We start from the raw sequence: 24,285 nt of genomic DNA on the forward strand, positions 1-24,285 counted from the left end.
GCCGATTTTGAAATCTTCGACGGGGCACGGTGACCGAGATCCTGGTTTTGTACTACTCGCGGCACGGTTCGGTCGCGCAGATGGCGCGACGGGTGGCGCGTGGTGTCGAGTCGCAGCGCGGCGCGAGTGCGCGCCTGCGCACCGTGCCCCCGGTCGGGCCGCGGCACGCCGATGCCGACAGCGCACCGCTCGGGTCCGAGATCCCCGCGGACGGCCCGCCGTACGCGACGACCGAGGACCTGCGCGAATGCGCGGGCCTGGTGCTCGGCAGCCCGACGCGCTTCGGCAACATGGCCGCGCCGCTCAAGTATTTCCTCGACGGCACTTCTGATCTCTGGCTGTCGGGTGCGCTGGCCGGGAAGCCGGCGGCCGTGTTCACTTCGACCGGGACGCTGCATGGCGGACAGGAGACGACCCTGCTGTCGATGATGCTGCCGCTGTTGCATCACGGCATGCTGCTGGTCGGGCTCCCTTACACGCTGCCGGAGTTGAGCGCGACGCGCGCCGGCGGCACGCCGTATGGCGCGAGCCATTACGCCGGGGTGTCGCGCGCGCCGCTGCCGCTCGACCGCGACGAAGCCGCGCTGTGCGAGGCGTTGGGACGGCGTGTCGCCGAGTTCGCGCTCAAGCTGGGCTCCCGATGAGCAGACCGCTGAGCCAGTATGCGAAGGGTCTGGGCTTGGCGGCGCACCTGCTGTTGATGCTGGTGCTGGTCGCACAGAACAGCGCGCTCGCCTGGCTCGCGGCCTTGCTGCTGGTGCCGCCGCTGCCCGGGCTGGTGCGTGGGCGCCTCTACACCTACCAGTGGGCCAGCATGCTGGTGGTGTTCTACTGCGCGATCTGGCTCGCCGAGGGCTGGGCCGATCCAGGTGGCCGGTGGCTCGCATTCTCGGTCGCGGGGCTGGCCGCCGTGGACTTCGTCAGCCTGGTTCTCTACGTCCGTCTGCGGAAACGAGAAGCGCCTGCGCCAGCGGCAGGGTGATCCTGCGCCGGGCGCTGAGCGATCCGCGGTCGAGGAGTTCCAGCGCTTCGAGCAGGCTGTTCACATCGCGCGATCGGGTGTTCAACAGCCAGCGGATCACCTCGTCCGGCAGATCGAGGCCGCGCATCCGCGCGCGCAGCCGCAGCAGCTGTGCGCGTTGCGCATCGTCGAGGGGCCGGAGTCCCAGCACGAGACACTGGCTGAGCCGCGTGCGCAGGTCGCCGAGCACGACGTCGAGCCGCTCCGGTCCCGCGGCGGCGGACAGCGCGAAGCGCCGGTCGTCGGTGCGCAGGGTGTCGAGCAGGCGTAGCAGTGCGATGCACCAGGCGCGGCTGTCCACGACCGCGTCGAGGTCGTCGAGGAAGACGCCCGGCGCCCGGACGTAGCCGTCGAGGATGCCGGGGCCGAGTTCCGCTGCGTCGGCCAGCGACAGGTAGCTGCCGCCGTGCTGCCGGCAGGCCGCCTGCAGCAGGTGCGTGCGGCCGCAGCCGGGCGGACCGTACAGCAGCACCGGCTGGCGCAGCTCGCGCAAGGCCTGGACCGCTTCGGCGTTGGGTCCGGCCAGATAACTGTCGAAGTTCGCCGTGTCGCGCAGCTGCACGGCGAGCGGAAGCTGGGCGCCCTTCATGCTTCGTCGGTCGGCCGGTCCGCTGACGCTTCGGTCGGCATGCCCTGCCGGTACAGCGCACTCTGCAGCCATTCGATCTTGGCGTGACGCAACATCACCGCGATCGCGGCGGCGCCCGGGAGTGCCAGCAGCACGCCGACGAAGCCGAACAGCTGGCCGCCGGCCATCAGTGCGAAGATCACCGCGACCGGATGCAGGCCGATGCGGTCGCCGACCAGCGTCGGCGTCAGCCACCAGCTCTCGACGACCTGGCCGATGCCAAAGACGATGGCCACCCAGACCAGCGGCAGCAGCGCCTGTTCCTGCGCCAGCATCGCCACCATCGCCGCGACGAATCCGACCGCGAAGCCCAGGTAGGGTACGAAGCTGAGCAGTCCGGCCGCGAGTCCGATCACCAGCGCCAGCTTGAGTCCGGCGATGCCCAGGCCGACGCTGTACAGGGCGGCGAGCGCCAGCATCACCGACAGCTGGCCGCGGATGAACGAGCCCATGACTTCGTCCGTCTCGCGTGCCAGCTGCGTGACGCGGGGCAGATGACGCGGCGGAATCATGCGCGCGATCCAGGCGATCAGCTCGTCCCAGTCCCGCAGCAGGTAGAAGGTCACGATCGGCACCAGCAGCAGGTTGGCGAGCAGCGCTGCCAGCAGCGCGCCCGACTGGGAAGCCTGCGCCCAGGCCATGCGCGCGAACCTCCCGGCATCCATCCAGTGCTCGGCGACGATGGCTTTCAGACCGGCAGCGTCGAGTCGCACGCCTTCGGGCAGGCGGACGCCCAGCCAGGGCAACGCGGTGTTCTGGATCCAGGCCAGCCACTCCGGGATGTTCTGCAGCAGTGCAACCGTCTGCTGGTACAGCAGCGGTGCGAGCAGGATCAGCGTCACCAGGCCTGCGAGCGCCAGCACGACGAACACCAGCACGACGCCCAGGGTGCGCGACAATCCGAGGCGCTGCAGGCGATCGACGACCGGGTCGCCCAGATAAGCCAGACCCGCGCCGATCACGAACGGTGTCAACACCGGCGTCAGCGCCCAGAAGAACACGAGCAGGCCGACGCCCGCCGCGTACCAGGGCCAGTGGGTGCGGACGCCGCTCACGGCAGTGCCGGCCGCACGTAGCGATACGACAGCCCGGTGCCGTGCCCGTTGTCGCGGGCCAGCAGGCCGGTCGCCGGCAGCGCGCCGGCGAGACGGCCGGCGCCGCCCTCGACGCGCACGCGCAGTTCGAGGTGGTCGTTTTCGGCGATGTACGGTGACACCGCACGCACGCCGGGAAGTCCGCGCACGGCGCCGACGACCTGCGTGTAGCTGCGTGCGCTGTCGAGGCCGCTGATGTGCAGCTGGACGTCCTCGACCTGTTCCGCGTGCACGCCCCAGACGGGCAGGCCGAGCGCCCGGAGCCGGCTTTCCAGCGCGCGGCCGTCGAATCCGGCGACCAGCACCAGGCTGCCATCGGTTTCGCGTTCGTAGCCGACGCGCTGCACCAGCTGCTGCGCACGGCTGAGCAGGTCGGCCGCGGTGTACTCGGCGCCGTCGCCGCTGATGCGCCGGATCACCGTGCGCAGCGCCTCGCGCAGCGCGCCGTCGCGCGCCGCCGGCGACTGGTCGGACACCGGCACACGCGCCTCGTAGGGCTGAACGGCGGTGGAGGTCTGCGCAGCGCACAGGCCGCTGCACAGCAGGGCGACGACGGTCAGGAGAACACGCATAGACGCTAGAATACCAGCCCATACGGCCCGTTCGACTCCGGGCCGTGCGCATTCTGGACATCGATCAGCACCGGATCAGGAACTCATGAGCAAGAAAACCGGCTTGACCTACCGCGACGCCGGCGTGGACATCGACGAAGGCGATGCGCTGGTCGAGGATATCCAGAAGATCGTCAAGTCCACGCAGCGCGCGGAGGTGCTCGCCGGTGTCGGCGGATTCGGTGCGCTCGTCGGGCTGCCGAAGAAGTACCGCAATCCGGTGCTGGTCAGTGGCACCGATGGTGTCGGCACCAAGCTGATGCTGGGCATCGAGACCGGGCGGATCGAGGGCCTCGGCCAGGATCTGGTCGGCATGTGCGTCAACGATGTCCTCGTCTCCGGCGCCGAGCCGCTGTTCTTCCTCGATTACTACGCCACCGGCAAGCTCGACAAGCGTGTCGCCGCGCAGGTGATCAAGGGCATCGCGCGTGGCTGCAAGCTCGCCGGCTGCGCGCTGGTCGGCGGCGAGACCGCGGAGATGCCGGGCATGTATCCGCCGGGTGACTTCGATTTGGCCGGTTTCTGCGTCGCCGTGGCCGAGAAGAGCAAGCTGGTGGACGGCCGCAGGATCCGCCGTGGCGACGTGCTGATCGGTCTGCCGTCGAGCGGCCCGCATTCCAACGGCTATTCGCTGATCCGCCGCATCCTCGCGCTGCGCAAGACCCGCCTCGACCAAAACTTCGGCAAGGGCACGCTGGCCGACGCGCTGATGGCGCCGACCACGATCTATGTCAAGCCGGTGCTCAAGCTGCTCGAAGCGGGCATTGCGGTGCGCGGCATGGCGCACATCACCGGCGGTGGCATTCCCGGCAATCTGCCGCGCTGCTTCCCCGACGGTGTCGGTGCCGTGGTCGATCTGGCGAGCTGGAAGCGTCCCGAGATCTTCGACTGGCTGCAGGCGCAGGGCGACATCGATGAGGACGAGATGCGCCGCGTGTTCAACTGCGGTCTGGGTTTCGTGCTGGTCGTGCCGCGCACGCAGGCGGATCGGGCGCTGGCGCTGCTGAAGACTGCGCGCGCCAGGCCCTGGCTGCTCGGCGAGATCGTTTCCGGCCGGCAGGACGTGCGTTTCGCCTGAGCATCGGTCAGTCGTGAGCGCGGCCATCGCCGTCCTGATTTCCGGCCGCGGGCGCAACCTGCAGGCGATCGCGCGCGCCTGCGCCGACGGTCGCGTCGACGGCCGCATCGTCGTCGTCGTGAGCAATCGCGTGGAGGCCGACGGCTTGCGATATGCCCGGCAGCAGGGGATCGAGACGACGGTGCTCTCCCACCGCGATTATCCCGACCGCGAGAGCTATGACCGCGCGCTGATGGCCGTGCTCGATCGTCATGCGCCGGACGTGGTCGCACTCGCCGGCTTCATGCGCATCCTCACGCCGCCGTTCGTCGCCCACTACCGTGGTCGCCTGCTCAACATCCACCCGTCGCTGCTGCCGCGTCATCCCGGGCTGGACACGCACCGTCGCGCGCTGGTGGCCGGCGATGTCGAGCATGGCGCGACCGTGCACTTCGTCACCGAGCAGCTGGATGGCGGGCCGGCGATCATTCAGGGCAAGTTAAACGTGCATGCGCAGGATACCGAAGCCACACTCGCCGAGCGCGTCATGAACGAGATCGAGCTGAAAATCTACCCGCAGGCGCTCGCCTGGCTGGCGCGCGGCGACGTCGCGCTCGACGACGGGGCGGTCCGCTTCCGTGGCCGCCATCTGGACGCCCCGCTGGGACTCGACGCCCTCGAGGCGGCGTTCCGGTGACGCGGGTGCTCTGGGCGCTGTTGGCGCTGGTCGTCGCCGGCCCGGCGGCGGCTTTTGACGCCGCCGCGCACCTGCAGCCGCGCAGCGACCGCTACGCCGTGGAGTGGAGCGGTATCTCACTGGGCGAGGGCACGATCGCGCTGGCCGGTGACGGTACGGGCTGCTATCGCTACAGCTCGACGACCGCGCCGATCGCGCTGGTGCGCTGGACTTACGGCGCGCCGCGCGAGGAGAGCCACTTCTGCCTGCGTGATGGCGAAGTCATGCCGGAACGCTTCGAGTACGTCAACGACAAGCGCGGCGGCGACAGCTTCCGTCTCGATTTCGACTGGCGCAATGCGCAGGTCAAGACGCTCAAGGCCGGCGTGCTGACGGTGCGCCGACTGCCGGGCCCGGCCTACGACCGCTTCTCGATCCGCGAAGCGGTGCGCCTGTGGGTGCTGCGCAACCGCGCCGGCGAGGCGCCGGACGAGGCGGAATTCGTCATGGTCGATGATGATCGCTTCAAGGCATTCCGCTTCGCGATCGTCGGCCTCGAACGCATCGTCACCGCGGCCGGTCCGCTCGACGCGTTGCGCGTCGAGCGCATCGACGACAAGCGTCCGCACCACTACTGGCTGGCGCCGGAACGCGACTACCTCCCGGTGCGCATCGAGCAGTTCAAGGGCGGCAAGCGCGAACTGCGCATGGAACTGCTGCCCTGATGCGGGTCAGCCGGCGATCACGCCATCTTCGCGCAGCTTGTCGAGATGGCTCTCGACGTTCATGCGCGCGAGCGGCAGCAGGCGCGGATCGACGTCGGCGTAGATCAGCGGCAGCATCTCGCTGACGCTGCGCCCTTCCCGGTACAGGGCCAGCACCTGTTTCTCGCGCTGCTCGCGGTGGTGCAGGGTCTCGCGCAGACGGTAGGTAGTGCCCAGTGCGATGCCATGCGACGGAAAGATCACGCGCGGATCGAGCGCGACGATCTTGCGCAGCGATTCGAAATAGCGGCCCATGTGGCCTTCCGGCTTGGCGATGACGACCGTTCCGAAGCCCTGGATCAGGTCGCTGACCAGGCACCACGCTCGGTCGTCCGGCATCAGCGCCAGCTGGCCCTCGTCGTGGCCAGGGACGGCATAGACGCGCACGGCGCGGCCCAGCCAGCGGCACAGCACGTCACCCTCGCGGTACTCGTGGACTGCGACGCCCTCGAAGTAGCCGGCGGCCTTTGCGGCGATGCGCGCGCGGGTGTCTGCGGACATGCCCATCGGCACGTTGAAGTGGCGCGCGATCTGGTTGGCGCGCTCGCGATGGTCCGGATGGTGGTGCGTCAGGAAGATTTCATGGATGCCGAAGCGCTGCACCAGCTGGCACAGGCGGTTCATCTCGGCATCGTCCGCCGGCGCCGGGTCCACGAGCACGCGATGCGACTGCAGGTCGCCGATCAGGAAGCAGTTGGTGTGCGCCGCCGGCGGGATCGTGTTGGAGCGCACCAGGATCTGGCGGACGCCGGCCACCGATTCGATCAGCGGCAGCTCGAAGGTCTCGCGCGTCTCGAAGTGCAGGCCGGGGACCTCCCGTGCGTCGATGTCGGCGGCGAGCGCGCGCATCACCGCGACCGTCGGTGGTGCGGCCAGCAGCGCGCCGTCGCTGTAGCGGCGCAGCCATTCCCCTGGCGACGCCCAGTGCAGTTCGGCGATCTCGTGGGCATCCGGTGTCAGCGACGGGCGTTCGCGCAGTTGCAGCGCAAAGAAATGCGTGTTGAAGCGGATCGGCGCGGGGGGCGGTGTCAGCGCGATGCCCAGATGACGCACGCTCGTCACCACGGCCGGCGTCTGTTCGAGATTGAGCGCCAGCTCCTCGCGCAGCTCGCGCAGCAGCGCGCGCACCAGGCGCGCCTCGAACGCCGCCCAGGTCGTGGCCGGGCTGGCGCCGTCGGCATCGGCGGCGTCCACCTTGCCGCCCGGAAAGGCGTGGTAGCCCGGGAACGCCTTCATGAACGGCTGACGGCGGGTGACCAGCAGCTCGCCGTCGCAGATCAGGACGGCGGTGACGGCATCGACGATCCGGCTCACGTGAGGCTACCGGCTATCGCGCGGCTCGATGGACTTGACCGTCAGCTTCTCGCCGGCGAAGGTGACCGTCACCACGTGGTGCGGACCGTTCCAGGTCTCGGTGGTGATCGTCAGCGCGCCCAGACCGCCGCCGGAGACCTGGTCCGGCCGACCGAGGATCGCGTGCACCTCATCCGGCGACATACCGGCGCGGAGCTTGCCGTAGTTGTCCGGCGTGACTTTCGAGCAGGCACTCAGCACCAGCAACGACAGGGCGACGACACCGGCGAGCGGGCGTTTCATGGGGCGCATACGGTCAGGATGAGAGAGGTGGCGAGCGGATTCTGACCGAAAACGGCCCGGGGGACATTCTCTTTTCGCGCGTCCGGTGGACAATAGGCGCCTCGTTTCATCGCGACACTGCCACTCACCGACCATGAACGCGCTCCAGGCGTGCACGCTGCTCGGCCAGTCGATCTGGCTCGACTACATCCATTGCAAGTTGCTCGACAGCGGCGAACTGCGCCGCCTGATCGAAGCGGACGGCATCGGCGGTGTGACCTCGAATCCGGCGATCTTCGAAAAGGCCATCGCTGCCAGCGCCGACTACGACGCGGCGCTGGCGCGCCTGGTCGGCGCCGGCCAGCGCGATCCGGCCGAGCTGTTCGAGCATCTGGCGCTGGCGGACATCCGCGGTGCCGCCGACGTGCTGCGGCCGGTGTACGAGCGCACGCGGGGTGTCGATGGCTACGTCAGCCTCGAGGTGTCACCGCACCTGGCGATGGACACGGAAGGGACCGTCACTGACGCGCTGCGCCTGTGGCGCGCAGTGGACCGGCCGAACCTGATGATCAAGGTGCCGGGCACCGCGCCGGGTGTCGCCGCCGTGCGCCGGCTGATCGCGCAGGGCGTCAACGTCAACGTCACGCTGCTGTTCGCGCGCAGCGCCTACCGTGCGGTGGCCGCGGCCTATCTCGACGGACTGGAACAGGCCGCTCGTGCCGGACATGACATCGCGCGTATCGCCAGCGTCGCCAGCTTCTTCGTCAGCCGCATCGACACGGCCGTCGATGCGCGGATCGAGCAGCTTCTGGCCACTACGCCGGCGCTCGGCGCGCTGCGCGGTCGCCTCGCGGTGGCCAACGCCAAGCTGGCCTATGCCGACTTTCAGCGCCTGATCGCCGATGCCCGCTGGCAGGCGCTGGCCGCGCGCGGCGCACGTCCGCAGCGCCTGCTGTGGGCCAGCACCGGCACCAAGAATCCGGCTTACAGCGACGTGCTCTACGTCGAGACGCTGATCGGTCCGCAGACCGTCAACACCGTGCCGCCGGCGACGCTCGACGCCTTCCGCGACCATGGCCGTGCGGCGCTCACGCTGACCCAGGATGTCGAGGATGCCCGCGCACTGCTGGAGACCCTCGCAGGCGCTGGCCTGTCGCTGGACGAGGTCACCGACCAGCTGGTCGTCGAAGGCGTGAAGCTGTTTGCCGATGCGCACGACAAGCTGCTCGCCGCGGTCGCGGCCAAGCGCGACGCCGTGCTGCGTCGCGCATGAGCACGATCGTGCCCATGGACGCAAGGCTGCGCGCGGAGGTCATCCCGGTCACCCCGTTCCAGCAGAACTGCTCGCTGATCTGGGACGAGGCGACGATGCTTGGCGCGCTGGTCGATGCGGGCGGCGAGACGCGGCGCCTGCTCGATGCCGTGCAGCGGCGCTGCGTGACGCTGGAGAAACTGCTAGTGACGCACGGGCATCTCGACCACGTCGGCGTCGTCGCCGAACTCGCCGGGCAGTTGCATCTGCCGATCGAGGGTCCGCACGAGGACGACCGGTTCTGGATCGAGCTGCTGCCCGACGCGGCGCGCCAGTACGGATTCCCGCCGGCCCGTTCCTTCACGCCGACGCGCTGGCTGCGCCACGGCGACGTCGTCACCGTCGGCAACCTGAGCCTGGACGTGATCCACTGTCCGGGGCATACGCCCGGGCATGTCGTCTTCCATCATGCGCCGTCACGGCTGGCGATCGTCGGCGACGTGCTGTTCCAGGGCTCGATCGGTCGCACCGATTTCCCGCGCGGCAACCACGCCGACCTGATCCGTTCGATCCGCGAGCGGCTGTTCCCGCTCGGCGACGACATCACCTTCATCCCTGGGCATGGGCCGCTTTCGACCTTCGGCGCAGAGCGGCGTGGCAATCCCTTCGTCGGTGACGACGTCGCCGGCCGTTGAGCACGCAGAGTTTCAGCACTGCTCCAGAAGATTCTCGAACGGTGCGCGCGATTTCCAGCGGTACGCACGAAAGTCGCGCGTGTCGGTCGTCAGGATGCGGCCGTGGCCTTGTGCCTCCGCCAGCAGCACGAGCGAGGCGTCGGCCAGGTCCATCGGAAGGTCGGCGTAGCGTCTCATCAGCGTCGGCAGACGTCGCCGTGCATCGGTCGAGATGTCCCAGATGGCAAGGTCGCCGCGGGCCACTTCCTGCATCAAGGCAATGGCTGCTTCGGCGCCGAGCCATCGTGTCGCCAGATGCACGGCTTCGGTCAGAACCGGCCAGGTCGTGATCCAGGCTTCGTCGAGCGCGTCCGCAGCCGCGAGTGCGCGCGCGTGCCAGGCGTCGTCGCGGTCCAGCAGGGCGTAGAGGAATCCAGCATCCGCCAGGATCATTCGCGCCGGCCACGATGCTTGGCCGTAAGACTCTCGGCGAACGAGTCCTTGGTGCGACTGGAGACGTCCGAGCGGCCGCTGCCGTACCTGCCGGCCGCTGCGCGCAGGTGCCGGAAACGCGGCTTCTCGCCGCCGCGCACGCTCTCGTAGTAGTGGGCGATGCTGGTCTTGATGACGTCCGTCACGCCCATGCCGGTGGCATGAGTCAGGAACTCCATCTGTTTTTCGTACTCGCCTTCGAGGCGTGCATTGACACGCATGACGAACTCCGGCGCTCCATTCATGCGCCAGACTACTCTGTATGACAGCGTATGTCAAAGCGGCGCGGAACCAACCCGAGATGCCTTACAGGTGCAGCCCGCACTCCGTCTTCGGCTTGCCGACCCAGCGGCCGCTGCGGCCGTCGCCCGCGACGGTGCAGTGCGTGCAGCCGATCGACGAGTAGCCCTTGGCCACCAGCGGGTGGAACGGCAGCTGGTGTGCACGGATGTAGGCGTCGCGCTCCTCGCGTGTGACGTCGATCATCGGGTTGAACTTGATGATGCCGCGCCGCACCTCGAAGATTTCGAGCCCGGCGCGGTGTTCGGTCTGCCAGCGCATCAGGCTCGACACCCAGACGTGGTAGTTCGGCTTGACCGCTTCCAGCGGCTCGACCTTGTTGATCGAGCAGCAGAAGTCCGGATCGCGCTTCCAGGTCTGCTCCTCGGTCGTGAAGCGGTGCTTCCAGTCCTCGGCGCGCAGGTCTTGGACCCTGAGCTTGAACAGCTCGATCAGGTAGTCGCGGTACGCGACGGTTTCCGGGAAGTGATAGCCGGTGTCGATGAAGTGGATGATCTGGTCGGGGCGGATGCGCGAGATGATGTGCAGGAAGTAGGCCGAGGTTGCGGCGAACGACGAGGTCACGAGCACCTTGGCCGGATCGAAATCCTGGTACAGGCGCTGGATGCGCTCCTCGAAGTGCAGGGGTGCATAGACCGCGTTCAGCTCGGCGATCCGGACCTGGTCGAAGACGGCGGGGTCGTTCACGGCGATGGGCGCGGTCAGGTGCGCGGTGGCAAGAGGTGTGCTGTCCATGGCTGCCGCAGTCTAGGAGCGGGGGTGACCGCAGACAACGGAAAACAGACGGCGCCGACGAAATCGAATATGAATATAGCGCGCCGTCGCGGCTGCTTCAGGCGCCGCGCTTGAGGCGCTGCAGGGCGCGCCGCTGCTGCTTGGTCGGGCGCTGCGGGCTGACCAGGCCCTGCGCGGCCTCGCGCTGCAGACGCTGCGATGCGCGCCGCTCCTGGCTTTCCGCGGTTTCCTCGTAGAGCCGGCGCGCTTCGGGTGCACCGCGGCGCTGATCGCTCAGGCCCCGGACGACGACTTCGACTTCGTCCCAGCCCTGACGGATGCGCAGCCGCGCGCCGATCTCGACGTCCTTGCTGACCTTGCTGCGCTCGCCGCCATAGCGCACGTGCCCGCTCTCGATCGCCTGTTTGGCGAGGCTGCGGGTCTTGAAGAAGCGCGCGGCCCACAGCCACTTGTCGAGGCGCACCGGCTGCTGGTCCGCTGCGTGTTCGGCAGTCATGGCCGTTTCTGCCCGAACGGCAGTTCGAGTCCGGCGCCGACTTCGTAGGAGCCACGCCGCGGTTCGTCGCGTTCGCTGCGCGGCCAGCTGTAACCGAGCAGACCCTCGGCGTAGAGCTTGCCGGGCAGCAGTGGATGACGATAGGTCGTGCGTCCGCCGTATTCATAGACCGGCACCGGTTCACCGGTGTCGCCGCGCGCGAACAGCTGGTAGGCGATCGCGCGTTCGTCCCGCAGATTGCGGTACAGGATCAGCGCCGACAGCCAGTCCATGCCCGCGGTCGATTCACTGATGGTGCCGACCTGGCTGGCGCGCAGCAGCAGCTTTGGCGACAGCAGGCGGTTGTAGTCCAGGCCGAGCGTCGCGCCGACGCCGTCGCGTGTCCGCCAGAACGGCGTCAGGCGCAGATACACCAGGTTCAGTTGGTCGGCATAGACGTTGAGATGCAGGCGGGCGCGAATGAAGGCGGTGGGCATGCGCAGGTTGGACGCGCCGACGCGCAGGTCTGCTTGCAGGCGGGCCGAGTCGGGCAACGCGTAGCCCAGCCCGGCGAGCCATTCCTCGCGGTCGTCGATGCGCGGGAATTGCGAGCGCAGCGCGAAGGCTTCGGCGCGATCGCGGATGAAGCTGTCCTCACCTTCCAGGCCAAAGAACGCGGAGGTCCGTTCCTTGACGTTGGGCAGGTCGAAGCGGACGCGCAGGCGCGTGCGATAGCCCGTGCCCTCGAACTGCGAATAGCGCACCGAGGTTTCGACCGAGCCATGCGTGCGCCGCGCCGCATCCACGTTGGAGTCGTCGCCGAACAGGCCGTCGAGCCACAGCGCGGCGCGGCAACCGGTCTCCTGGAGCGCAGCCTGGGTGTCATCGACGAAGGGCTCGTCGTCGGCGCGTTGAATGTGGCAGGGATGGACGAAAGCATCGCCCGCGGACGACGGCCGGCTGGCCGGACCGGCGCAGCCCGCCGCCCACAGCAGCGCCAGCGGCACGGCGGTACGACCGATGGCGATCATCGTGCAGGTTTTCCTCGATCGGTGGGCGAGCCGCGTGTGTCCGATCCAAGTATATGAAAGGGCGTGCAAAGCGACGAATGCGCTTGATTTGGCGCCGATCGACCGCATGTAGCCCTACCCCATCCGGCATAATGCGGTCCAGCGTCCGCACGAGGAGCACCCGTGACCACTACCCCCGCCACCGATCGCACCGCGCCCGTCCTGCCGCTGCGCGACGTCGTCGTGTTCCCGCACATGGCGATTCCGCTGTTCGTCGGCCGCGAGAAGTCGATCAAGGCGCTGGCGGCGGCGATGCAGGACGACAAGCGCATCCTGCTGCTGGCGCAGCGCACTGCCGACACCGACGATCCGCAGGAAAAGGATCTGTACACCGTCGGCACGCTGGCGAGCATCCTGCAGATGCTCAAGCTGCCGGACGGCACCGTCAAAGTGCTGGTCGAAGGGCAGAACCGGGCGCGGGTCAGCCGCTTCGACCTCAGCGGCAGTTTCGTCATGGCCGAATGCCAGGCGCTGGCCGACGACAAGCTGTCGGTCACCGACGACAAGGAACTCGACGCACTGTCGCGTTCGATCCTCGCCCAGTTCGAGGCCTACGCCAAACTCAACAAGAAGATCCCGGCCGAGCTGCTGCCGTCGCTGGCGAGTATGGATTCGCCGGGGCGGCTGGCCGACACCATCGCGGCACATCTGAATCTCAAGCTGGAGGACAAGCAGGAGGTGCTGGAGATCGCTTCGCCCAAGGCGCGGCTCGAGCACGTCTTGGCCCAGCTGGAAGGCGAGATCGACGTTCTGCAGATCGAGAAGAAGATCCGCTCGCGCGTGAAGTCGCAGATGGAGAAGAACCAGCGCGAGTACTACCTCAACGAGCAGATGAAGGCGATCCAGAAGGAGCTCGGCGAAGGCGAGGAGGGGCCGACCGAGCAGGAGGAGCTGCAGCAGAAGATCGAGAAGGCGGGCATGCACAAGGAGGCCAAGGCCAAGGCCACCGCCGAGTTCAACAAGCTCAAGATGATGCCGCCGATGTCGGCGGAAGCCACCGTCGTGCGCAACTACCTCGACTGGCTGACGCAGGTGCCGTGGAAGAAGCGCACCAAGACGCACATCGACCTGGAGGCCTGCCAGGCCAAGCTCGACGCCGATCACTACGGCCTGGACAAGGTCAAGGAACGCATCGTCGAGTATCTCGCGGTGCAGGCGCGCATGAAGAAGATGAAGGGGCCGATCCTGTGCCTGGTCGGACCGCCGGGCGTCGGCAAGACCTCGCTCGGCCGCTCGATCGCCGAGGCGGTCAACCGCAAGTTCGTGCGCATGTCTCTGGGCGGCGTGCGCGACGAGGCCGAGATCCGCGGCCATCGCCGCACCTACATCGGCTCGATGCCCGGCAAGATCATCCAGAACATGGCCAAGGTCGGCGTCAAGAATCCGCTGTTCCTGCTCGACGAGATCGACAAGATGGCGATGGATTTCCGTGGCGACCCGTCGGCAGCGCTGCTCGAAGTGCTCGATCCGGAGCAGAACTCGACCTTCCAGGACCACTACCTGGAAGTGGAGTTCGACCTGTCCGACGTGATGTTCATCGCCACCGCCAACACGCTGAACATCCCGGCGCCGCTGCTCGACCGCATGGAAGTGATCCGGCTTGCCGGCTACACCGAGGACGAGAAGGTCAGCATTGCGCGCCAGTACCTGCTGCCCAAGCAGATGAAGAACAACGGCGTGAAGGAGGGCGAACTGGTCATCGGCGACGATGCGCTGCGCGCGATCGTGCGCCTGTACACCCGCGAAGCCGGCGTGCGCAGCCTCGAACGTCTGATCAGCAAGATCTGCCGCAAGACGGTCAAGCAGCTGTTGACCGAGAAGGACGTGCGCAGCATCGAGGTCAGCGAGGGCAATCTCGACAAGTTCCTCGGCGTGCCGCAGTACCGCTACGGCCGCGCCGAGGAGCGCAACCAGGTCGGTCAGGTCACCGGTCTGGCCTGGACCGAGGTTGGTGGCGAGCTGCTGACCATCGAAGCGGCGCTCGCGCCCGGCAAGGGCAAGCTCACGCAGACGGGTTCGCTGGGCAACGTCATGCAGGAGTCGATCCAGGCGGCGCTGACGGTGGTGCGTTCACGCTCGCAGGCGCTCGGCATCGATCCGAAGTTCTACGAGTCGAACGACATTCACGTGCACGTGCCCGAAGGCGCGACGCCCAAGGACGGCCCGTCGGCGGGCATCGCGATGTGCACGGCGCTGGTGTCGGCGCTGACCGGCATCCCGGTCCGCGCCGACGTCGCGATGACCGGCGAGATCACCCTGCGCGGCGAGGTGCTGCCGATCGGCGGCCTCAAGGAGAAGCTGCTGGCGGCGCAGCGTGGCGGCATCCAGACCGTCGTGATCCCGCACGAGAACGTCAAGGATCTCGCCGACATCCCGGATACGGTCAAGTCCAAGCTCAACGTGGAACCGGTGCGCTGGATCGAGGACGTGCTGCGCATCGCGCTCGAGCGTCAGCCGGAACCCAAGGCGCCGGCGGAGTCGGTGTCGGCGAAGGACGAAGCGGCCGCGGCCGCGCGCGCGCACTGAGGGTGCGGAGCGGCGCTCAGGTCCCGACCGGGACCTGCAGGCGCCGGCCCGGACGGATCACCGCGTCGGCGCTGAGTCCGTTGCTCAGTGCCAGGGTCGCGATGCTGGTGTTGTAGCGCCGGGCGATGTGCCACAGCGATTCGCCCGGCGCGACGACGTGGGTCTTGAACGTCGTCAGCGGCTGCGGCGGGAACTCGTGCTGGGCGAGCACGCTGCGCAGGCGTGCGGCGGCTGCGCTCGGCAACACCAGCTGATCCTTGCCATGGGTATTGCCCAACTCGCGCAGGCCGGGGTTGAGCTCGAAGATCAGTGCTTCGTCGATATTAGCGTGCCGTGCGGCACTGGCCAGGTCGATGGCCTGTCGCAGCCGGACCAGTTCGGTCGCGGGCCGGTCGGCGATCGGCGGCAGCGACAATCCGTAGCGGTCCGGGTTCTCGATCAGCAGGCAGAGCCCGGCCAGCTTGCGCACATAGTCGGAGGTTTCGCGCGGCAGCCGGAGATCCCAGACGGTGCGGGCCTGCGGCTGCTCGCGGAGCGTCTTGGCCAGCGCGCCGGGGCCGAGGTTGAAGGCGGCGATGGCCAGCCACCAGTCGCCGAACTGCTCGTGCAGGTCACTGAGGTGCCCGAGCGCGGCGCGCGTGCTGGCGATCGGGTCACGGCGCGCGTCGTAGGCGCTGGTCTGCGCGAGGCTGAAGCGGTGCGCGGTGACCGGCACGAGCTGCCAGATGCCGCGGGCGCGGCGCGGCGAGTCGGCGGCCGCATCGAAGCCGGACTCCACCGCTGGCAGCAGGGCCAGCTCCAGCGGCATGCGCCGCCGTTCGGCGGCTTCGACGATGTGCCACAGCCAGGGTTCGGAGCGCGCCAGCATGCGCTCGACGGCGACTGGGTGTCGGGCGTAGCGCTGCGCCCACTGCGCGGCGCCGGGTTGGCCGCCGCAGCCGAGCTGCATGCCGGCGGCCAGCCTCGACCAGATCATGCCGTCTCCGGCGCGGGCGGCGGCTGGCAGCGCCAGCGCCGCACACGCGGCGGCCACGCCGATCAGTGCGCCAAGCCAAGCGCGTCCGGATTGCACGTCCGTCTCCCCCCATGTGCTGCGGCCGTGTGCCCCCGCACCGGCCTCGGGGTCGGGACTCTAGGCGATCGGCGCGGCGACGGCCAGCCCCCAGGCGCGGGGGTCAGCGCGGCGCGCGGTAGCCGTCCTTCCAGCGCCGGACCGCCGCAAACACCGCGACGGGGTCGCCGAGCGCCGTGCCGGTCCAGGCTTCGGCCGCGGCGCGCACCGCGGCGACGGCGCCGCGCAGGAACGGATTGATGCGCCGCTCCAGTCCCAGTGTCGATGGCAGGCTCGGCTGGTCGCGCGCGCGCAGTTCACGCACACGCGCCAGGTGGGCGGCGACCTCCGCATTGTCGGGTTCGACCGCTTGTGCGAAAGCCAGGTTGGCGAGCGTGTACTCATGCGTGCAACAGATCCGGGTGTCGTCCGGCAGGGCCGCGAGACGCTCGAGCGATGCGTACATCTGCTCCGCGGAGCCCTCGAACAGCCGCCCGCAGCCGGCCGAGAACAGCGTGTCGCCGCACAGCAGCAGGCCGGCCTCGCCGTCCGGGGTCGGTGCAGCGTAGTAGGCGATATGTCCCAGGGTGTGGCCGGGGACGGCGATCACCTCGAAACGCCGGCCGAGGACCTCGACGTGGTCGCCGTCGCCGAGCGGTGCCGACAGGTTGCGGATCCGCTCGGACTCCGCGGCCGGACCATACACCGGGAGCGCATGACGGGACAGCAGCGACGGTATCCCGCCGATGTGATCGGGATGGTGATGTGTGATCAGAATCGCGTCGAGCTGCAGTCCCTGCGCGTCGAGATACCGTTCGACCGGTGCCGCGTCGCCGGGATCGACCGCCACCGCGTGTCTGCCGGCGACCAGCATCCACACGTAGTTGTCGGTGAAGGCGGGGAGCGCGTGAATCTGCATCGGCGTTACCATTGGCGCTGTGGTTTGAGTGCAGGGTAACGCCATGCCGCACAGGCGTCACGACAACGGAGGCCGACCGTTCGACCGCCACGCGCTGGAGCTGTGGCGCCGGTCGCCGCGCGGGCGTCGGCTGATCGAGCTGGAGACCGCCGAGCTGGGCCAGCTGCTCCCCGACGTGTTCGGGCGCTACGCCTTGCAGATCGGCAGCTGGGGCGGCGACGGCGCGCTGCTGGCGAGCGCCGGCACCCTGCACCAGGCGGTGCTCGGTACCGTAGGCGATCGCGCAGCCGCGGTCGTGGCCGATGCGCAGCATCTGCCGATCCTGAGCAAGAGTGTCGATGCCGTGGTACTGCCGCACACGCTCGAGTTCACGCGCTCGCCGCACAACGTGCTGCGCGAAGTCGATCGCGTCCTCAATGATCGCGGTCGCCTGTTCGTGCTCGGCTTCAATCCGTGGGGGGCGTGGTCCTGGCGTGCGCGTCTGGGCCTGCGTCACCGCGCGTTTCCGCAGGGTGCGCGCTTCTTCAGCGCCGGGCGTGTCAACGACTGGCTGGAGCTGCTCGACTTCGATATCACCGAGGTGCGGCGCTTCAGCCTCGGCTTTCCGTGGCTGGCGCCGCGCAGCGTCGGCGATGCCTGGTCGCCCGCGAGCCTGCTGGCGCCGCTGGCCGAGGCCTATCTGATCTCGGCGCGCAAGCGGGTGCTGCCGATGAATTTCATCGGTCGTGCGCAGCGCGCGCAGGTGCGGCCGATGGTCGGTGTCGGCCTGCCGGCGACGCAACGCAGCGCGCTCGACGGCGAGCCCAGGCCCACCGCTTGAGCGCGGTACGTAGAATGGGCGCCCGCCTGGTCCGGCCCTCACATTGAAACACGTCATCATCCACACCGACGGCGCCTGCAAGGGCAATCCCGGACCGGGCGGCTGGGGTGCGCTGCTGGAGTTCAACGGGCGTCGGCGGGAGCTCAAGGGCGGCGAGGCACAGACCACCAACAACCGCATGGAGCTGACCGCCGCGATCCGTGCGCTGGAGGCGCTCAAGGAACCCTGCCAGGTGACGCTGTACACCGACTCGTCGTACCTGATGCAGGGATTGACGGAATGGCTGCCGGGCTGGAAGAAGCGCGGCTGGCGCACCGCGGACAAGAAGCCGGTGAAGAACCAGGATCTGTGGCAGCAGCTCGATGCCGCGGCGGCGCGGCACGTCGTCGAGTGGCGCTGGGTCAAGGGGCACTCGGGCCACGACGGCAACGAGGCCGCCGACCGCCTCGCCAACGAGGGCGTCGCGCTCGGTCTCGCGGCGGCGGATTGATCGGCGACGGTGCCGTACTAAACTGGCGCGATTCCCGATTCCCGATTCCCGATTCCCGATTCCCGATTCCCGATTCCCGATTCCGGTCCCCATGCGCCAGATCGTCCTCGACACCGAAACCACCGGCCTGGAAGTCGAACAGGGCCATCGCGTGATCGAGATCGGCTGCGTCGAGCTGCGCAACCGCCGGCCGACCGGCAACGACTACCACCAGTACCTGCACCCCGAAGAGAAGGAAGTCGATCCGGGTGCGGTGGAAGTGCACGGCATCACCATGGAATTCCTCGCCGACAAGCCGCGTTTCCGCGAGCTGGCGCCGGAGCTGTGGAGCTACCTGGCCGGCGCGGAACTGATCATCCACAACGCCAGTTTCGACGTCGGTTTCCTCAACATGGAGTTCGCGCGCTGCGGTGTCGGCGGCAGGCTCGAGGACGCCTGCACGATCACCGACACGGTGGCGATGGCGCGCAAGCTACATCCGGGCCAGCGCGTCAGTCTCGATGCGCTGTGCAAGCGCTATGAGATCGACAACTCCAACCGGCAGCTACACGGCGCGCTGCTCGACGCACGCCTGCTGGCCGACGTCTATCTGGCGATGACCGGTGGCCAGAGCCGTCTGAGCCTGGACGACCTGGGGGGCGGCACGGCGCGCCGCTCGCGTTTCGTCGAGCTGCTCGGCGCGGGTGACGGCCCCTTGCCGGTGATCGCGGCGAGCGCGGCGGAGCTGGACGCGCATCACGCACGGCTCAAGAAGATCGCGGCCAAGGGCAAGTGCCTGTGGGCCGCCGAGCTGCCGGAGACCTGAGCGTTGAGCCGGCGCACCGCGCTGGTCACCGGCGGCAATCGCGGCATCGGCCTGGAGACGGCGCGCCAGCTCGCACGGGCCGGCTTCCAGGTGTTCCTGTCGGCGCGGGACGGCGCCGCGGCCGCCGCCACTGCCGCGGGACTCGCCGCTACCGGCCTGCCGGTTCATCCGCTGGCGCTGGACGTCAGCCGCGAAGGCGCGGTGCAGGCCTGCGCCGCGCAGCTGTCCGCGCAGGGGGTGCAGGTCGATGTGCTGATCAACAACGCCGGGATCTTCCCGGAAGGTGACGCGCTGGACGCGGCGGCGCACCGATTCGTCGAGGCCATCGAGGTCAATGCGCTCGGTCCGCTGTGGTGCGCGCGCGCCTGGCTGCCCGGCATGCTCGCGCGCGGGCACGGCCGCATCGTCAACCTGAGCAGCGGCTACGGCTGCTTCAGTGCCGGACTCGGTGGGCCGGCGGCGTACAGCATCGCCAAGGCTGCGCTCAATGCGGTCACGCTCAAGCTCGCCCAGCTGGCGCGCGGCGATGTCAAGATCAACGCGGTCGATCCGGGCTGGGTGCGCACGCGCATGGGCGGACCCGGCGCGCCGCGGCCGGTCGAGGACGCGGCCGCCGACGTGGTGTGGGCGGCGATGCTGCCGGCCGATGGCCCCAACGGCGTACTGCTGCGGCAACGCCGGATCGTGGACTGGTGACGGGATTCGCGTGGGCGGCCGGCCTGCGCGCCGCTGCGGGTCTGTGGGAGAATGCGGTTCTCCCGACGCAAGCTGTGCCGCGGTTCACGGAATCGTGCGCGAAGCGCCGTGCGCAGGCTCGTCTTTTGAGCCTCGCGCAGGGCACAGTTCGCTTCGCCATTCCAAGAACTCAGGGACCCATGGACGACAATCGCAAGAAGGCGCTGGAAGCGGCGCTGGCACAGATCGAGCGGCAATTCGGCAAGGGCGCGATCATGAAGATGGCGCCGGGCGAGCAGTTGCGCGACGTCGAGGTGATTTCCACCGGCTCGCTGGCGCTGGATGCCGCGTTGGGCATCGGCGGCCTGCCGCGCGGCCGCGTGGTCGAGATCTACGGACCGGAATCGTCCGGCAAGACCACGCTGACGCTGCACGCCGTTGCCGAATGCCAGAAGGCCGGCGGCGTCTGCGCCTTCATCGATGCCGAGCACGCGCTCGACGTCCAGTACGCCGCCAAGCTCGGCGTCAAGGTCGAGGATCTGGTGATCTCGCAGCCGGACACCGGCGAGCAGGCGCTGGAGATCTGCGACATGCTGGTGCGTTCCAACAGCGTCGATCTGATCGTCATCGACTCGGTGGCCGCGCTGGTGCCCAAGGCGGAGATCGAGGGTGAGATGGGCGACTCGGTCGTCGGCGTGCAGGCGCGCCTGATGTCGCAGGCACTGCGCAAGCTCACCGGCAATATCTCGCGCTCCAAGTGCCTGGTGATCTTCATCAACCAGATCCGCATGAAGATCGGCGTGATGTACGGTTCTCCGGAAACGACCACCGGCGGCAATGCGCTCAAGTTCTACGCCTCGGTGCGCCTGGACATCCGCCGCACCGGCGCGATCAAGAAGGGCGACGAGGTCATCGGCAACGAGACCCGCGTCAAGATCGTCAAGAACAAGCTCGCGCCGCCGTTCCGCGAGGCCAATTTCGAGATCCTCTACAACGAGGGCATTTCCAAGCTCGGCGAGCTGATCGACCTGGGCGTCGAGCACAAGCTGGTCGAGAAGTCCGGCGCCTGGTACGCCTACAAGGGCGACAAGATCGGCCAGGGCAAGGACAACGCGCGTGCATTCCTCAAGGAGCACTCCGAGGTCGCCGACGAACTGGAGCGGGCGATCCGCGCGAAGATGATGCCGGACCGCAAGGCAGCCGGTGCGGCGGAAGAGAAGTAAGCCGGAACCGGATGCGCAGGGCGGACGCGAGACCGCCCTGCGCCTGCTCTCGCGCCGCGAGCACAGCGCGGCCGAACTGAAGTACAAACTCGGCCGGCGCGGACACGAGGAGGGGCAGGCGCAGGAGATCGTCGAGCGTCTCGGGACTGCCGGCTGGCAGTCCGACGCGCGCTATGCCGAGATGCTGCTGCGCAACCGTGCCGATCGGGGCTACGGGCCGCTGCGTGTCCGCGCCGAGCTGGAGGCCGCACGGGTGGCGGATGCGATCATCCGCGCCGCATTCGAGGCGGCGGATGTGGACTGGGACGCGCGCGCCTGCGCCGTGCACGCACGCAGATTCGGGCAACCGCCGCAGAGCGCGGCGGAATGGCAGAAGCAGTACCGCTATCTGGCGGCGCGCGGCTTCGAGTCGGGACAGATCAGGACGGCGCTCAAGCGCGACGAACCCGGGGCTGAGTAACCGCGCTCGCCGCGCCGCTCTGCGTGTAGCCGGCCGCGGCGGGCTTGATTACCATATCGCCCCTTTTGTCCCCGCCATTTGTCCCGCGCATGAACAGCAACGAGGTCCGCGCCCGCTTCCTGGAGTTCTTCAGGGGCAAGGGGCATACGCTGGTGCCCTCCAGTCCGCTGGTGCCGGGCAACGATCCAACCCTGCTGTTCACGAATGCCGGCATGGTGCAGTTCAAGGACGTGTTCACCGGCCAGGACAAGCGTCCGTACACGCGCGCGGCGTCGAGCCAGAAATGCGTGCGGGCCGGCGGCAAGCACAACGACCTCGAGAACGTCGGCTACACCGCCCGTCATCACACGTTTTTCGAGATGCTGGGCAATTTCAGCTTCGGCGACTACTTCAAGAAGGACGCGATCGCCTTCGCCTGGGAGTTCATCACCTCGAAGGACTGGCTCGGCATCGACCGCGGCCGTCTGCTCGTCACGGTCTATCACACCGACGACGAGGCCTACGAGCTCTGGCACAAGACCATCGGCATCCCCGCCGAGCGCATCATCCGCATCGGCGACAACAAGGGCGCGAAGTACGCGTCCGACAACTTCTGGTCGATGGGGGACACCGGCCCCTGCGGCCCCTGCACCGAGATTTTCTACGACCACGATCCGGATGGGTCCAGGGGCATCGCCGGTGGCCCGCCCGGATCGCCGGACGAGGACGGCGATCGCTGGATCGAGATCTGGAACGTCGTGTTCATGCAGTTCGACCGTGCCGCCGACGGCACGCTGACGCCGCTGCCGGCGCCCAGCGTCGATACCGGCATGGGCCTGGAACGCATCAGCGCGCTGATGCAGGGCACGCACGACAACTACCAGACCGACACGTTCCGGCACCTGATCGATGCAGTGGCCGGGATCGCGGGCCAGAAGCCGTACGCGAACGCGTCGCAGAAGGTCATTGCCGATCATATCCGCGCGACCAGCTTTCTGATCGCCGACGGCGTGCTGCCTTCGAACGAGGGTCGTGGTTACGTGCTGCGCCGGATCATGCGCCGTGCGATCCGCCACGGCTACAAGCTCGGCATCAACGAGCCTTTCTTCTTCAAGCTGGTGGCGCCGCTCGCCGAGATCATGGGCGATGCCTACCCGCAGCTGCGCGAACAGCAGACCCGCATCGAGAAGGCGATCCGTGCCGAGGAAGACAGCTTCGCGATCACGCTCGACAAGGGCATGAAGCTGCTCGACGAGGCGATCGGCAAGCTGGGGGATGCCGTGATTCCGGGCGAGGTGGTGTTCAAGCTCTACGACACCTACGGCTTCCCGGTCGATCTGACCGCCGACATCGCCCGCGAGCGCAAGCTGACGCTGGACATGGACGGCTACGAGCGCGAGATGGACGCGCAGCGCAGTCGCGCCCGCGCCGCAAGCAGCTTCAAGGCCGGCGGTGCGCTGGCCTACGAGGGTGCCGACACCTGCTTCATCGGCTACGACGGCCTGCGTGGCCAGGCGAAGGTGGTCGCGCTGTACCGCGACGGTCAGCCGGTCGATCGGCTCGATGCCGGCGACAGCGGTACCGTCGTGCTCGACACGACACCGTTCTACGCCGAGTCCGGCGGCCAGGTCGGCGATCGCGGCCACATCGGCGGTTTCGAGGTTGCCGACACGCAGAAGATCAAGGGCGCAGTGTTCGGCCATCACGGCACGCTCAAGGCCGGCTCGCTCGCGGTGGGTGACACCGTCACGGCGGAGGTCACCGAGAGCACGCGCCGTGCGACGATGCGCAACCACTCGGCGACACATCTGCTGCACCGCGCGCTGCGCGATGTGCTCGGCGCGCATGTCGCGCAGAAGGGTTCGCTGGTGGACGAGCAGCGCACGCGTTTCGATTTCTCGCACAACCAGGCCGTGAGCGCCGACGAGATCGCCGAGATCGAGCGCCGTGTCAATGCGGCGATCCTGGCCAACGTTCCGGTGACCGCGGAGGTCATGGCCTACGATCGCGCGATCGAGTCCGGTGCGATGGCGCTGTTCGGCGAGAAGTACGGCGACGAGGTGCGCGTGCTGACGATGGGGCCCTACAGCACGGAGCTGTGCGGCGGTACCCACGTCGCTCGTACTGGGGACATCGGCCTGTTCAAGATCGTCGCCGAGAGCGGTGTCGCCGCCGGCGTGCGCCGCATCGAGGCGATCACCGGCGAGAACGCGCTGCACTACCTGCGCGAGACCGAGCACAGGCTCAAGCGCGCGGCCGACCTGCTGCGGGCCAATCCGGACGAACTGGGCGCGAAGATCGAGCAGCTGCAGGACCGTGCCCGACAGCTGGAAAAGGAACTCGCGGGACTGAAGTCCAAGCTCGCGGCGAGCGCCGGTGGCGATCTCGCCAGCCAGGCGCGCGAGGTCAAGGGCGTCAAGGTGCTCGCGGCGCGCGTCGAAGGCGTTGATGGGGGCGAGCTGCGCGGCCTGATGGACCAGCTCAAGTCCCGGCTCGGCTCGGCGGTGATCCTGCTCGGCGCCGCCAGCGGCGACAAGGTCAGCCTGATCGCCGGGGTCACCGCGGATCTGACCGGCAGGGTCAAGGCCGGCGAGCTGGTGAACTTCGTCGCCGCGCAGGTTGGCGGCAAGGGCGGCGGTCGCCCGGACATGGCACAGGCCGGCGGCACGCAGCCGCAACACCTGCCGGGCGCGATCGACAGCGTTAACGCTTGGGTGGAGGCAAAACTTTGAAGTTCCGTCATGCCCGCGTAGGCGGGCATCCAGTCCAGCGTCCTGGATTCCCGCGCCCGCGGGAATGACCAGCTAGAAAGAAGCCTCTCTTGAAATTTGAGTGGGTAGATTGGACGGTATGGGAGCCGTCCGGCTGGCGGCCATGATGAGTGGGAACGATTTGTATGCATGACAGGTTGTT

General features: G+C 68.4%; 27 protein-coding genes. 15 read left to right on the top strand and 12 right to left on the bottom strand.

Annotated elements, in window-relative coordinates:
- Nucleotides 1-29 precede the first annotated feature (29 nt).
- Both wrbA and AAG565_RS14005 read left to right on the top strand, forming a co-directional pair.
- Nucleotides 30-644, top strand: a complete 615-nt coding sequence (wrbA, locus tag AAG565_RS14000) for an NAD(P)H:quinone oxidoreductase (RefSeq protein ID WP_348820250.1) — start codon at nucleotides 30-32, stop codon at nucleotides 642-644.
- A complete protein-coding gene (locus AAG565_RS14005) occupies nucleotides 641-982 on the top strand; it encodes a DUF2069 domain-containing protein (RefSeq protein WP_348820251.1) in 342 nt (113 codons plus the stop codon). Before wrbA ends, AAG565_RS14005 begins: the two co-directional genes overlap by 4 nt.
- On the opposite strand, the gene hda is transcribed toward AAG565_RS14005, so the two are convergent.
- Genes hda through AAG565_RS14020 form a run of 3 tightly spaced genes read right to left on the bottom strand, consistent with a single transcriptional unit; the run spans nucleotide 921 to nucleotide 3,315 of the window.
- Nucleotides 921-1,610, bottom strand: a complete 690-nt coding sequence (gene hda, locus AAG565_RS14010; protein ID WP_348820252.1) for a DnaA regulatory inactivator Hda — start codon at nucleotides 1,608-1,610, stop codon at nucleotides 921-923. The genes AAG565_RS14005 and hda overlap by 62 nt on opposite strands.
- Nucleotides 1,607-2,704 carry an AI-2E family transporter gene (locus AAG565_RS14015; RefSeq protein ID WP_348820253.1) on the bottom strand — a complete coding sequence of 366 codons (1,098 nt, stop codon included), beginning with the start codon at nucleotides 2,702-2,704 and terminating at the stop codon, nucleotides 1,607-1,609. Before AAG565_RS14015 ends, hda begins: the two co-directional genes overlap by 4 nt.
- Nucleotides 2,701-3,315, bottom strand: coding sequence for a DUF2066 domain-containing protein (locus AAG565_RS14020; RefSeq protein WP_348820254.1), 615 nt, complete (start codon nucleotides 3,313-3,315; stop codon nucleotides 2,701-2,703). Before AAG565_RS14020 ends, AAG565_RS14015 begins: the two co-directional genes overlap by 4 nt.
- Nucleotides 3,316-3,400: 85 nt before the next feature.
- Between AAG565_RS14020 and purM the strand changes: the two genes are divergently transcribed.
- Genes purM through AAG565_RS14035 form a run of 3 tightly spaced genes read left to right on the top strand, consistent with a single transcriptional unit; the run spans nucleotide 3,401 to nucleotide 5,812 of the window.
- Complete coding sequence (purM, locus tag AAG565_RS14025) at nucleotides 3,401-4,432, top strand: phosphoribosylformylglycinamidine cyclo-ligase (RefSeq protein ID WP_348820255.1); 1,032 nt, start codon at nucleotides 3,401-3,403, stop codon at nucleotides 4,430-4,432.
- Nucleotides 4,433-4,445: 13 nt separating this feature from the next.
- Nucleotides 4,446-5,108, top strand: coding sequence for a phosphoribosylglycinamide formyltransferase (purN, locus tag AAG565_RS14030; RefSeq protein ID WP_348820256.1), 663 nt, complete (start codon nucleotides 4,446-4,448; stop codon nucleotides 5,106-5,108).
- A complete protein-coding gene (locus AAG565_RS14035; protein ID WP_348820257.1) occupies nucleotides 5,105-5,812 on the top strand; it encodes a DUF3108 domain-containing protein in 708 nt (235 codons plus the stop codon). The genes purN and AAG565_RS14035 overlap by 4 nt, the downstream gene beginning before the upstream one ends.
- A gap of 6 nt (nucleotides 5,813-5,818) precedes the next feature.
- On the opposite strand, the gene AAG565_RS14040 is transcribed toward AAG565_RS14035, so the two are convergent.
- Together AAG565_RS14040 and AAG565_RS14045 are read right to left on the bottom strand one after the other, a co-directional pair.
- Nucleotides 5,819-7,165 (bottom strand): MBL fold metallo-hydrolase, encoded by a 1,347-nt coding sequence (locus AAG565_RS14040; protein ID WP_348820258.1) that lies wholly within the window; start codon nucleotides 7,163-7,165, stop codon nucleotides 5,819-5,821.
- Between the two features lie 6 nt (nucleotides 7,166-7,171).
- On the bottom strand, nucleotides 7,172-7,447 hold the full coding sequence (locus tag AAG565_RS14045; protein WP_348820259.1) for a hypothetical protein: 276 nt from the start codon (nucleotides 7,445-7,447) through the stop codon (nucleotides 7,172-7,174).
- A 133-nt stretch (nucleotides 7,448-7,580) separates the two neighbouring features.
- Between AAG565_RS14045 and tal the strand changes: the two genes are divergently transcribed.
- Both tal and AAG565_RS14055 read left to right on the top strand, forming a co-directional pair.
- A complete protein-coding gene (gene tal, locus AAG565_RS14050) occupies nucleotides 7,581-8,699 on the top strand; it encodes a transaldolase (RefSeq protein WP_348820260.1) in 1,119 nt (372 codons plus the stop codon).
- A gap of 14 nt (nucleotides 8,700-8,713) precedes the next feature.
- The gene (locus tag AAG565_RS14055; RefSeq protein ID WP_348820261.1) at nucleotides 8,714-9,373 is read left to right on the top strand and encodes an MBL fold metallo-hydrolase; all 660 of its coding nucleotides are present in this window, start codon (nucleotides 8,714-8,716) and stop codon (nucleotides 9,371-9,373) included.
- A 12-nt stretch (nucleotides 9,374-9,385) separates the two neighbouring features.
- Here the strand turns inward: AAG565_RS14055 and AAG565_RS14060 are convergent, their stop codons facing one another.
- The 5 genes from AAG565_RS14060 to AAG565_RS14080 form a co-directional block, all read right to left on the bottom strand.
- Nucleotides 9,386-9,805 (bottom strand): VapC toxin family PIN domain ribonuclease, encoded by a 420-nt coding sequence (locus tag AAG565_RS14060; protein WP_348820262.1) that lies wholly within the window; start codon nucleotides 9,803-9,805, stop codon nucleotides 9,386-9,388.
- On the bottom strand, nucleotides 9,802-10,065 hold the full coding sequence (locus tag AAG565_RS14065; RefSeq protein WP_348820263.1) for a hypothetical protein: 264 nt from the start codon (nucleotides 10,063-10,065) through the stop codon (nucleotides 9,802-9,804). Before AAG565_RS14065 ends, AAG565_RS14060 begins: the two co-directional genes overlap by 4 nt.
- Before the next feature lie 85 nt (nucleotides 10,066-10,150).
- Nucleotides 10,151-10,831, bottom strand: a complete 681-nt coding sequence (locus AAG565_RS14070; protein WP_348820264.1) for a phosphoadenylyl-sulfate reductase — start codon at nucleotides 10,829-10,831, stop codon at nucleotides 10,151-10,153.
- A gap of 145 nt (nucleotides 10,832-10,976) precedes the next feature.
- A complete protein-coding gene (locus AAG565_RS14075; RefSeq protein WP_348820265.1) occupies nucleotides 10,977-11,375 on the bottom strand; it encodes a S4 domain-containing protein in 399 nt (132 codons plus the stop codon).
- Nucleotides 11,372-12,385: a hypothetical protein gene (locus tag AAG565_RS14080; RefSeq protein WP_348820267.1), complete on the bottom strand. Its 1,014-nt coding sequence runs from the start codon at nucleotides 12,383-12,385 to the stop codon at nucleotides 11,372-11,374. Before AAG565_RS14080 ends, AAG565_RS14075 begins: the two co-directional genes overlap by 4 nt.
- A gap of 234 nt (nucleotides 12,386-12,619) precedes the next feature.
- Here AAG565_RS14080 and lon point away from each other — a divergent pair, with 234 nt between their 5' ends.
- Nucleotides 12,620-14,950, top strand: a complete 2,331-nt coding sequence (gene lon / locus AAG565_RS14085) for an endopeptidase La (protein WP_348820278.1) — start codon at nucleotides 12,620-12,622, stop codon at nucleotides 14,948-14,950.
- A 16-nt stretch (nucleotides 14,951-14,966) separates the two neighbouring features.
- Here the strand turns inward: lon and AAG565_RS14090 are convergent, their stop codons facing one another.
- Nucleotides 14,967-15,926 carry a transglycosylase SLT domain-containing protein gene (locus tag AAG565_RS14090; RefSeq protein WP_348820268.1) on the bottom strand — a complete coding sequence of 320 codons (960 nt, stop codon included), beginning with the start codon at nucleotides 15,924-15,926 and terminating at the stop codon, nucleotides 14,967-14,969.
- A 199-nt stretch (nucleotides 15,927-16,125) separates the two neighbouring features.
- Complete coding sequence (gloB, locus tag AAG565_RS14095; RefSeq protein ID WP_348820269.1) at nucleotides 16,126-16,920, bottom strand: hydroxyacylglutathione hydrolase; 795 nt, start codon at nucleotides 16,918-16,920, stop codon at nucleotides 16,126-16,128.
- A gap of 43 nt (nucleotides 16,921-16,963) precedes the next feature.
- On the opposite strand from gloB, the gene AAG565_RS14100 reads away from it, so the two are divergent.
- The 7 genes from AAG565_RS14100 to alaS all read left to right on the top strand — a co-directional run bounded on the left by AAG565_RS14100 (nucleotide 16,964) and on the right by alaS (nucleotide 24,104).
- Nucleotides 16,964-17,740 (top strand): methyltransferase domain-containing protein, encoded by a 777-nt coding sequence (locus AAG565_RS14100; protein WP_348820270.1) that lies wholly within the window; start codon nucleotides 16,964-16,966, stop codon nucleotides 17,738-17,740.
- 43 nt (nucleotides 17,741-17,783) lie between these two features.
- Entirely contained in the window at nucleotides 17,784-18,230 is a 447-nt protein-coding gene (rnhA, locus tag AAG565_RS14105; protein WP_348820271.1) for a ribonuclease HI, read from the top strand.
- A 91-nt stretch (nucleotides 18,231-18,321) separates the two neighbouring features.
- Nucleotides 18,322-19,035: a DNA polymerase III subunit epsilon gene (gene dnaQ, locus AAG565_RS14110; protein WP_348820272.1), complete on the top strand. Its 714-nt coding sequence runs from the start codon at nucleotides 18,322-18,324 to the stop codon at nucleotides 19,033-19,035.
- A gap of 3 nt (nucleotides 19,036-19,038) precedes the next feature.
- Nucleotides 19,039-19,731 carry an SDR family NAD(P)-dependent oxidoreductase gene (locus AAG565_RS14115; protein WP_348820274.1) on the top strand — a complete coding sequence of 231 codons (693 nt, stop codon included), beginning with the start codon at nucleotides 19,039-19,041 and terminating at the stop codon, nucleotides 19,729-19,731.
- A gap of 179 nt (nucleotides 19,732-19,910) precedes the next feature.
- On the top strand, nucleotides 19,911-20,933 hold the full coding sequence (gene recA, locus AAG565_RS14120) for a recombinase RecA (protein ID WP_348820275.1): 1,023 nt from the start codon (nucleotides 19,911-19,913) through the stop codon (nucleotides 20,931-20,933).
- Entirely contained in the window at nucleotides 20,914-21,393 is a 480-nt protein-coding gene (locus AAG565_RS14125) for a regulatory protein RecX (RefSeq protein WP_348820276.1), read from the top strand. Before recA ends, AAG565_RS14125 begins: the two co-directional genes overlap by 20 nt.
- A gap of 89 nt (nucleotides 21,394-21,482) precedes the next feature.
- Nucleotides 21,483-24,104, top strand: a complete 2,622-nt coding sequence (gene alaS / locus AAG565_RS14130) for an alanine--tRNA ligase (RefSeq protein ID WP_348820277.1) — start codon at nucleotides 21,483-21,485, stop codon at nucleotides 24,102-24,104.
- Nucleotides 24,105-24,285: the final 181 nt, after the last annotated feature.

Source organism: Fontimonas sp. SYSU GA230001 (assembly GCF_040066175.1).
Lineage (GTDB): Bacteria > Pseudomonadota > Gammaproteobacteria > Nevskiales > Nevskiaceae > Solimonas.

Excerpts from the sequence above, each read along its gene's own strand:
- AAG565_RS14005 (WP_348820251.1), top strand. The coding sequence starts at position 641 with ATGAGCAGACCGCTGAGCCAGTATGCGAAGGGTCTGGGCTTGGCGGCG.
- hda (WP_348820252.1), bottom strand. The coding sequence starts at position 1,610 with ATGAAGGGCGCCCAGCTTCCGCTCGCCGTGCAGCTGCGCGACACGGCG.
- AAG565_RS14020 (WP_348820254.1), bottom strand. The coding sequence starts at position 3,315 with ATGCGTGTTCTCCTGACCGTCGTCGCCCTGCTGTGCAGCGGCCTGTGC.
- purM (WP_348820255.1), top strand. The coding sequence starts at position 3,401 with ATGAGCAAGAAAACCGGCTTGACCTACCGCGACGCCGGCGTGGACATC.
- AAG565_RS14045 (WP_348820259.1), bottom strand. The coding sequence starts at position 7,447 with ATGAAACGCCCGCTCGCCGGTGTCGTCGCCCTGTCGTTGCTGGTGCTG.
- tal (WP_348820260.1), top strand. The coding sequence starts at position 7,581 with ATGAACGCGCTCCAGGCGTGCACGCTGCTCGGCCAGTCGATCTGGCTC.
- AAG565_RS14055 (WP_348820261.1), top strand. The coding sequence starts at position 8,714 with ATGGACGCAAGGCTGCGCGCGGAGGTCATCCCGGTCACCCCGTTCCAG.
- AAG565_RS14060 (WP_348820262.1), bottom strand. The coding sequence starts at position 9,805 with ATGATCCTGGCGGATGCTGGATTCCTCTACGCCCTGCTGGACCGCGAC.
- AAG565_RS14065 (WP_348820263.1), bottom strand. The coding sequence starts at position 10,065 with ATGCGTGTCAATGCACGCCTCGAAGGCGAGTACGAAAAACAGATGGAG.
- AAG565_RS14075 (WP_348820265.1), bottom strand. The coding sequence starts at position 11,375 with ATGACTGCCGAACACGCAGCGGACCAGCAGCCGGTGCGCCTCGACAAG.
- AAG565_RS14080 (WP_348820267.1), bottom strand. The coding sequence starts at position 12,385 with ATGATCGCCATCGGTCGTACCGCCGTGCCGCTGGCGCTGCTGTGGGCG.
- lon (WP_348820278.1), top strand. The coding sequence starts at position 12,620 with ATGGCGATTCCGCTGTTCGTCGGCCGCGAGAAGTCGATCAAGGCGCTG.
- AAG565_RS14090 (WP_348820268.1), bottom strand. The coding sequence starts at position 15,926 with ATGATCTGGTCGAGGCTGGCCGCCGGCATGCAGCTCGGCTGCGGCGGC.
- gloB (WP_348820269.1), bottom strand. The coding sequence starts at position 16,920 with ATGCAGATTCACGCGCTCCCCGCCTTCACCGACAACTACGTGTGGATG.
- AAG565_RS14100 (WP_348820270.1), top strand. The coding sequence starts at position 16,964 with ATGCCGCACAGGCGTCACGACAACGGAGGCCGACCGTTCGACCGCCAC.
- dnaQ (WP_348820272.1), top strand. The coding sequence starts at position 18,322 with ATGCGCCAGATCGTCCTCGACACCGAAACCACCGGCCTGGAAGTCGAA.
- recA (WP_348820275.1), top strand. The coding sequence starts at position 19,911 with ATGGACGACAATCGCAAGAAGGCGCTGGAAGCGGCGCTGGCACAGATC.
- alaS (WP_348820277.1), top strand. The coding sequence starts at position 21,483 with ATGAACAGCAACGAGGTCCGCGCCCGCTTCCTGGAGTTCTTCAGGGGC.